Annotated in this window: 5 protein-coding genes; 1 reads left to right on the forward strand and 4 read right to left on the reverse strand. The window is 70.8% G+C overall.

Annotated elements, in window-relative coordinates:
- Both ABD194_RS19375 and ABD194_RS19380 read right to left on the reverse strand, forming a co-directional pair.
- On the reverse strand, positions 1 to 567 hold a 567-nt coding region (locus tag ABD194_RS19375; RefSeq protein WP_343994534.1), incomplete at its 3' end, for an ABC transporter substrate-binding protein.
- A gap of 171 nt (positions 568 to 738) precedes the next feature.
- Entirely contained in the window at positions 739 to 1,221 is a 483-nt protein-coding gene (locus ABD194_RS19380) for a hypothetical protein (protein WP_343994536.1), read from the reverse strand.
- Positions 1,222 to 1,426: 205 nt separating this feature from the next.
- Between ABD194_RS19380 and ABD194_RS19385 the strand changes: the two genes are divergently transcribed.
- Positions 1,427 to 2,344 carry an SDR family oxidoreductase gene (locus ABD194_RS19385; protein WP_343994538.1) on the forward strand — a complete coding sequence of 306 codons (918 nt, stop codon included), beginning with the start codon at positions 1,427 to 1,429 and terminating at the stop codon, positions 2,342 to 2,344.
- A gap of 28 nt (positions 2,345 to 2,372) precedes the next feature.
- Here ABD194_RS19385 and ABD194_RS19390 read toward each other — a convergent pair whose 3' ends face one another.
- Positions 2,373 to 3,131 carry an SDR family NAD(P)-dependent oxidoreductase gene (locus ABD194_RS19390; RefSeq protein WP_343994540.1) on the reverse strand — a complete coding sequence of 253 codons (759 nt, stop codon included), beginning with the start codon at positions 3,129 to 3,131 and terminating at the stop codon, positions 2,373 to 2,375.
- Positions 3,132 to 3,189: 58 nt separating this feature from the next.
- Positions 3,190 to 4,197 carry an acetamidase/formamidase family protein gene (locus ABD194_RS19395; protein WP_343994542.1) on the reverse strand — a complete coding sequence of 336 codons (1,008 nt, stop codon included), beginning with the start codon at positions 4,195 to 4,197 and terminating at the stop codon, positions 3,190 to 3,192.
- Positions 4,198 to 4,333: the final 136 nt, after the last annotated feature.

Raw genomic sequence — 4,333 nt, forward strand, 5'->3', positions numbered from 1 at the left:
CAGCTCGTCGATGGTCTGCGGCGGCGTGATGCCGGCCTTGTCGAGCATCGACTTGCGGTAGACGAGCAGCTGCATGTCGATGACCTGCGGGATGGCATACGTCTTGCCCTGGTAGGTCATCCGCTCGAGCATGCTCGGGTTGAAGTCGGACTTGGTGTCACCGAGCAGGTCGGTGAGGTCGACGACCTGGCCGCCCTTGATCATGTCGATGGTCGGGCCGTTGCCGTACTCGAACACGTCGGGACCGGCGTCGGTCAGCAGCGAGGCGGCCGTCGACTGGTCGTAGTCGCCCGGCTTCCAGCTCACCTTGACGGTGGCGTCCTTGTACGCCGCGGCGTACTTCTCGACGGCCTGCTGGGTGCCGGCCTCGCCGTACTGGTGGTACCACTGGTTGAGCGTGGGCCCGCTGCCGCCACCGCTCGCGCCGCCGGTGGCTGCCGGCTCGCGCCCCGTGTTGCTGCCGCAGGCTGCCAGGGCACCGGTCACCGCGGCCGCGCCGCCGAGCGCGAAGAGGGAGCGCCGGCTGAGGTTGGCCCGGAGGGCCTGACCGATCTGCTTGTCAGACATGAGGTTTCCCCTGCGTCCTTCCTGCCCGGGCGTGCGGGCACGTTCGTAGCGGGCGATCGGCCGCCTGCTCGACCTCGCCCACCGGCCGATCGTATGCCCGCCCCGTACCCGTATGCCGGGTGGGCCACTCCCGCCGGCACCAGGGGCGTCGACGGCCGGGTCAGCCCGATCTCAGATGGCGGTGGTGGAGTCGAGCGGGTTGTCGTCGGCCTCCTCGGCGGAGGTCTGGAGGAGCTGCTCGACGAGCAGCATGGTCTGCTCGTCCTCCAGGGTCATCCGTCGCCCGAAGGGGCCGCGGGCGCGGGCGACCGACTCTCCGACCCGCAGGATGGTGGCCCTGACGTCGTCGCGGGTCTCGGGGCTCATGCGTTCGAGCAGGCGCGTCACCGACAGCAGGCCGGAGACGACAGGCCGCCCGTCGAGCTCGAACTCGTCGAAGAGCCACCGGCGGTCGGCCGCTGCCGTGCTGAGCAGCTCCCGGCCGGGGCCGGTGCTGCGCAGAGCCGCATCGGTCACCGCGTCCCAGAAGGCAGCGCGCTCGTCGGCGTCGAAGCGGACGCGGCCGGCGATGGCGTTCAGGACCCACACCGGCGCGAGCCGGAGCGTGGCCCACTCCGGGTCGGTCCACTCTTCTCGCCACTGCGTCACGGACACGGCGCCACCTCCTGCGCATCCGGCTCGTCCAGCCTACGACCCCGCCCGTACCCGGAGAGCGAGCGGACTCACGCAGCCCAACGGCATACGGCGGGCTCGGGCATCCCGCGGCATGCTCGGGCGTTGTCATCAAGGATCGACCCCGCAGCAGTCCCGCCCACGCCGTGGCACACCCGGCCGGCATCCCTCAGAGAGGCACCCGCGCATGGACCAGCTCCCCGACCTCACCGGCCGGCACGTCGTCGTCACCGGCAGCAACAGCGGCACCGGCAAGGAGGCGGCCCGACGCCTGTCGGCCGCCGGCGCCGACATCGTCATGGCGGTGCGCTCCACCGACAAGGGAGACGCCGCCCGTGCGGAGATCCTCGTGGACACCCCCGACGCCTCGGTGACGGTCCGCCGCCTCGACCTCGCCGACCTCGCGTCGGTGCGGTCCTTCGCCGGCGAGATGCTGGCGGAGGGGCGGCCGATCGACGTGCTCGTCAACAACGCCGGCGTCATGGCGCCGCCGAGGCGGTTCGAGACCGTGGACGGGTTCGAGCTGCAGCTCGGCACCAACTTCCTCGGGCCCTTCGCGCTGACGAACCTCCTGCTGCCGCTCGTGCTCGCCGGCGATCGGCCTCGGGTCGCGACGATGACGAGTGGCGCCGCGGCATTCGGCACGATCGACTTCGCCGACCTCCAGTGGCGGACGCGTCGGTGGAGCCCGTGGCGCTCGTACTCCCAGTCCAAGCTCGCCGACAGCCTCTTCGCCCTGCAGCTGGCGCGGGTGGCGACCGAGCGCGACTGGCCGCTGGTCAGCACGCTCGCCCACCCCGGCTACACGCGGACCAACCTGCAGATGGCCGGCGCGAGCCTCGGCCGCGAGGATGCCAAGCCGCCGCTCTACACCCGCATCTCGGTGCTCCCCGTCCAGGAGGTGGAGCAGGGCACCGAGCCGCTGCTGCGCGCGATCGCCGACCCGACCGCCACCCAGGGCGCCTTCTACGGCCCCGGCGGCCGGTTCGGGATGGGTGGTCCGGTGACCCTCGTGACTCAGCCCCGCTCGGCCCGCAAGCCCGAGCTCGCCGCGTCCCTGTGGGCCGTGGCCGAGAAGCTCACCGGCACCCGCCTGCCCGACTGACTCCTCGGCCGCGCTGTTCGTACGGTTCCTACAGCTGGATTCCTCGGGTCAGCGCGCCGTCGACGACGAGGTTCGTGCCGCTGATGCGGCTGGCCACCGGGCTGGCGAGGAAGACGACCGGTGCCGCGATCTCCTCCGGGGTGCCCATGTGCCCGGTCGGGTTGAGGTTCACGGCTGTCTCGAAGAGCCCCGGATCACCGGTCTCGATGCTCTCCCAGACGCCGCCCTCGAAGTAGGTGTTCCCCGGTGAGACGGTGTTGGCGCGGATTCCCTTGTCGGCCAGCTGCATGGCGAGGCCGTGGATGTAGCCGACGATGGCGGTCTTGGCGGTGCCGTACGGACCCGAGGCGAAGTCCGACTCGCGTCCGGACACGCTGGAGATCGCAATGATCGACGCTGCGTCGCTGCGTTCGAGGTGCGGCATGGCGGCGCGGACCAGCCGGACGGTGTGCATGACGTCGACGTTGAGGCTGAGCTGCCAGTTCTCCTCGGTGTCCGGGATGGCGAGCGCGCTGACGTTGGCGACGACGCAGTCGATTCCACCGAACGCCTCGGCGGACTGGTCGACCCAGGCAGCAAGTGCCTCGCCGTCACCTACGTCGACAGCCGAGCCGACGGCCTTTCCGCGGCCCTCGAGGGCCTCCTGCGTTCTCGTGGTCGCGTCGGCGTTCCGGGCGCAGTAGGCGACGGTGGCGCCCTCGTCGAGGAAGGCCCCGACGATCGCGAGCCCGATGCCGCGGGTCCCTCCGGTGACGAGGACGCGCTTGTCCGTCAGCTGCAGATCCATGGTGCTGGTCCTTTGGTGGGGGGCTTGGATGTGGAGGTGGTGTGCGGGGGTGGCAGGGTCACACCGTGCCTAGTGAACGGGCTCGTGCCCGGAGGTCCGCGTGGATCCCGTCGAAGGCATCGGCGGGAGGGAGCAGCGCCTTGGCCGCCTTGACGACGACGCTGTAGTTGGCGTCGACGACGTTGGCGACGGGGACCTCGGCGATCTGCGAGCAGAGCTGATAGGCGTCCATGGTGTTCAGGCTGTGTAGCTGGGCCACCCAGTGGACGAGCTCGGCGTTGGCGATCCGCCATGAGTCCTCCATGGGCCGGCTCGACCCGATCGTCATCCAGTGCGTGTCGTCCTCGATGCGCGGCCACCCGGGTGCACCGCCCTTGATGAGGTCCACGATCAGGGTCGTCGTCATCGCGCCTTCGACGGCCGTGCCGCAGGCCTCGCCCTCGCCCTGCCTGTAGTGGCCGTCCCCGATCGAGAAGAGGGCTCCTTCGACGTTGACGCCGAGGAAGACGGTCGAGCCGGCGCGCATCTGCGGGGTGTCCATGTTGCCCCCGAACCGGTCGGGGACCAGGGACGAGCGCACCTCGTTCCCGGCTGGCGCGACGCCGACGGTCCCGAGCATCGGCTCGAGGGGGAGCTCGATGCGGTGGTCACTGTGCCGCGCGGCGAAGGCCACGGTGCGACGGTCCCGGTCGAGCTCGTAGATCCAGGTCGTGTCCGGGAGGGCATCCTGCAGGGTGACGACCCGGTCGGTGCTCGTCATGCCGCCGAAGAACGGGATCGCCGCCGAGGCGCCCCAGTCGCGGGCCGGCTCGAGGGCAACGAGATGAAGCACCAGCGTGTCGCCGGGCTCGGCCCCCTCGACGTAGAAGGGGCCGGTCTGCGGGTTGACGAAGCGAAGGTCCACCTTGGCGCTCGAGAGGTCGTCGACGCTGCGCAGGGCGCCGCCGAAGGCGTCGTCGGACCAGAGCCGCAGGGCGCTGCCAGGCTTGACGCGCATGGCGGGGGCGACACCTCCGAAGGTGTACGCGTACTGCTCACGCGAGGGCGTGTACTCGATGACGTCCACGTTCGGAACTACCTTCCGCTCTGACGAATCCGCAGGTGATGGGGCCCCAGGTCGGCGACGCGGTTGACACCGAGCAGCGCGAGCGTGGATGACACCTCGCGCAGCAGGATGTCGGCGGCTCGTTGCACGCCCCGCT

The organism is Terrabacter terrae (genome assembly GCF_039529575.1).
GTDB classification, from domain to species: domain Bacteria; phylum Actinomycetota; class Actinomycetes; order Actinomycetales; family Dermatophilaceae; genus Terrabacter; species Terrabacter terrae.

What these genes read in the sequence shown, in the direction of transcription:
- ABD194_RS19390 (WP_343994540.1), bottom strand. Translation starts at nt 3,131, where the DNA reads ATGGATCTGCAGCTGACGGACAAGCGCGTCCTCGTCACCGGAGGGACC.
- ABD194_RS19385 (WP_343994538.1), top strand. Translation starts at nt 1,427, where the DNA reads ATGGACCAGCTCCCCGACCTCACCGGCCGGCACGTCGTCGTCACCGGC.